Origin of the sequence: Massilia jejuensis (assembly GCF_042656795.1) — a bacterium.
GTDB classification, from domain to species: Bacteria; Pseudomonadota; Gammaproteobacteria; order Burkholderiales; family Burkholderiaceae_D; genus Telluria; species Telluria jejuensis.
The window spans coordinates 1-2,773 of the sequence record NZ_JBHSMS010000001.1; the positions used below are offsets into that span (position 1 = coordinate 1).

At 58.8% G+C, this 2,773-nt stretch carries 3 protein-coding genes and 1 pseudogene; 2 read left to right on the top strand and 2 right to left on the bottom strand.

The genetic code is table 11. The annotated features are described in order from the left end of the window. On the top strand, positions 1-558 hold a 558-nt coding region (locus tag ACFPOU_RS00005; RefSeq protein WP_379715248.1), incomplete at its 5' end, for an IS3 family transposase. A gap of 242 nt (positions 559-800) precedes the next feature. On the opposite strand, the gene ACFPOU_RS00010 is transcribed toward ACFPOU_RS00005, so the two are convergent. Continuing rightward, on the bottom strand, positions 801-1,829 hold the full coding sequence (locus ACFPOU_RS00010) for an IS5 family transposase (RefSeq protein ID WP_379715254.1): 1,029 nt from the start codon (positions 1,827-1,829) through the stop codon (positions 801-803). 116 nt (positions 1,830-1,945) lie between these two features. Between ACFPOU_RS00010 and ACFPOU_RS00015 the strand changes: the two are divergent. Continuing rightward, a pseudogene (locus ACFPOU_RS00015) lies at positions 1,946-2,158 on the top strand (IS3 family transposase); the annotation flags it as partial. Between the two features lie 146 nt (positions 2,159-2,304). Here the strand turns inward: ACFPOU_RS00015 and ACFPOU_RS00020 are convergent. Next, a complete protein-coding gene (locus ACFPOU_RS00020) occupies positions 2,305-2,616 on the bottom strand; it encodes a BON domain-containing protein (RefSeq protein WP_379715251.1) in 312 nt (103 codons plus the stop codon). Positions 2,617-2,773 lie beyond the last annotated feature (157 nt).

The window sequence follows — 2,773 nt, forward strand, 5'->3', positions numbered from 1 at the left end:
GGCACCCCTTCGCTGGTGGCGCCTAACCATCTGCAGCGCCAGTTCGACGTGCAGGAACCGAATCGCGTCTGGGTAACAGATATCACGTACATCCGCACATATGAGGGCTGGCTCTATCTGGCCGTGGTACTGGACCTGTTTTCGCGTCAAGTGGTCGGCTGGTCGATGAGTTCCCGAATCGATCGCGAACTGGCGATGAACGCACTTCTGATGGCCGTTTGGCGTCGACAGCCCAAGAATATGGTGATGGTGCATTCCGATCAGGGCAGCCAGTTCAGCAGCTACGACTGGCGCGACTTCCTGGACCAGCATAACCTGCAGCAGAGTATGAGCCGGCGCGGGAACTGCCACGATAATGCTGTAGCCGAGAGCTTCTTCCAGCTCTTGAAACGGGAGCGAATCAGGCGCAAGACCTACGGCACACGGGAAGAAGCAAAGCAGGACGTCTTCGATTACATCGAGATGTTTTACAATCCAAAGCGCCGGCACAGCTTCAGCAATGACTTGTCGCCGGTCGAATATGAAAAGCAGTATTTCCAGCGGCTCGCGAGTGTCTAGTAAACTCGTGGCGATTCAGATAACCTCAATCGGGTGGTGAGCGAACCACCCTTCGGGAATGCCCTGTTAATGCAAATTAGGCCGCGACGGCTTGAGGTCACCTCGAATAACCCACTTTCGGCGTGAGCAACACTACGCGAAATGTGATTCTGCGTTCCAGCCTCGCCCCCGCAGCGTGATTTTCAAAGCGCCCGGCACCTTGAGCCAGGGAGTTTGGCAGCCGCAGGCTGGCAAACTGCTGTTTAGAACGGCGCCAGGCCGCGTTCTTTCAAAAAGACGAGACGCTTGAGATTGTAACTGGCCGCCTTCAACTGCAAGACGAACGTGGTGCGCACGATTCCCAGACAGCGCACCAGTTTGCCGCCCATCTGGGCCAGGGCGCCAAACACATGCTCGACGCGGGCGCGCGGAGTAGCGATGGCGCTATTGCGCCGTTTCTGCGTCTCGGAAATGCCTTTGGTCGCATGACCGCGCCGCTGAATATGCACGCGCCAGCCGGCTTGCTTCAAGCTGGTTTCGCGTTCAATGCTGGGGTATCCCCGGTCGGCATAGACATCCCGGCTCGTGTTGCTCAAGTCGAGCAACTTCTCGAACACAGTGGTGTCGGCCACGGCAGCATGCGTGATGGCGATCTTGCGGATCAGCTCGCAACGCTTGTCGACGCTGGCATGCAGTTTGTACCCGAAATGATTCTTGCCGTGCTTTCTGGTCCACTTGGCATCGACGTCCTTTTGCGCGCGCTTGTGCGGTTTCCAGCCCAGCGGCATAGTGCCTTCCTTGACCGTCTCGGCTTCCTCCCGCTTGTTGCGCTGGACCGGAGCCAGCACCAGCGAGGCGTCGACGATCTGCCCGCAACGCGCCAGGTAGCCCTGCGATAGCAGCTGTTGCTGGACCTGCTCGAATACCTGATCGCCTACGCCAGCCTGCGCCAGACGATCACGGAACAGCCAGATCGTCTTGGCGTCGGGGATGCTGCTGCTCTCGGTCAGATCCAGGAAACGCAGGAAGCTGCGGCGGTCCAGCAACTGGTACTCCAGCGCGTCGTCGGCCAGGTTATAGAGCTGTTGCAGCACCAGGATCTTGATCATCAAGACCGTCGGGTACGGTGGACGGCCACCCTTGGCGCGCGAAGGACGCGGCGCGGCGGCATCGATGCGCGCCGCCAGCGCCTCGAAATCCACGTGCTCGGCCAAGCCCACTAACGGATCCCCCAGCTTTGCGCGCCGGTCCTCACGCTCCTGCTCGGCAAACAGACTGATCCGGGGTTTCATCATGACGGCACTCGCTGGCTTGGTTCGATGTCGGGATTTTACTCAGCCGCAGGCATCTCAGCCGAGGTTTTTCGAGGTGGCCTTAGGGGGGAATGAGAACAGTAATTGGTAACTACGCCCTGACCGAGACCATCGACGGGCTCTACAAGGCTGAGCTGCTCCACCGCCGCGCTCCCTGGAAGACGCGAGAAGCTGTCGAACTGGCCACGCTTGAATGAGTGTCGTGGTTTAACCACCACCGTCTGCTGCAACCGCTCCGCTACGTACCGCCGACCGAAGCTGAGGCAAACTATTACAAGCAACTGAGCAGTCAAGCCATCGCGACCTGACCCGCACTAACCGGCCTCTATAAAACCCAGGGCGATTCAGTCCATGGCAAGCCGTGACAGCGCTATTCAATAACCGGTTGCATCGACAGCTCACTGGCGCTGAACCTCTCCTGGCCTCGATGCCAAGACAGGCGCGCGGCGGCCGGCTATTTCAGGACCGTGTTGTTGCGCACTTCCTTCACGCCCTTGACCTGGCGCGCGAGCTGTACTGCCCTTTGGGCGCTCTCGCGCGATTCGACGAAGCCACTCAACTGCACCGTGCCTTTGAAGGTTTCGACCTTCACCTCGGTGGCTTTCACAGTGGGGTCGGCGGCAAAGGCCGCCTTGACTTTGCTAGTGATGATGGTGTCGTCAATGTATTCGCCCGTGCCTTCGCGCGTGCTGGTTGGCGCGCAGCCGACCAGCACGACGATGATGAAGGCGGCAAACATCGAGATGAAACGCTGAGCAATATTCATGGCAACGCTCCCGTGAAATAAAGAATATCGCTTTATTTTCGGGTGTGGGCCTTGCCAGCGTTTGATGCGCGACAAAGGTGTCGAGCTAGGGCGTGTCTGACTGAGTTCATAGGAGCCATAACATAATTGTTGCCACGGTCACGGCAGCGAGGAAGTT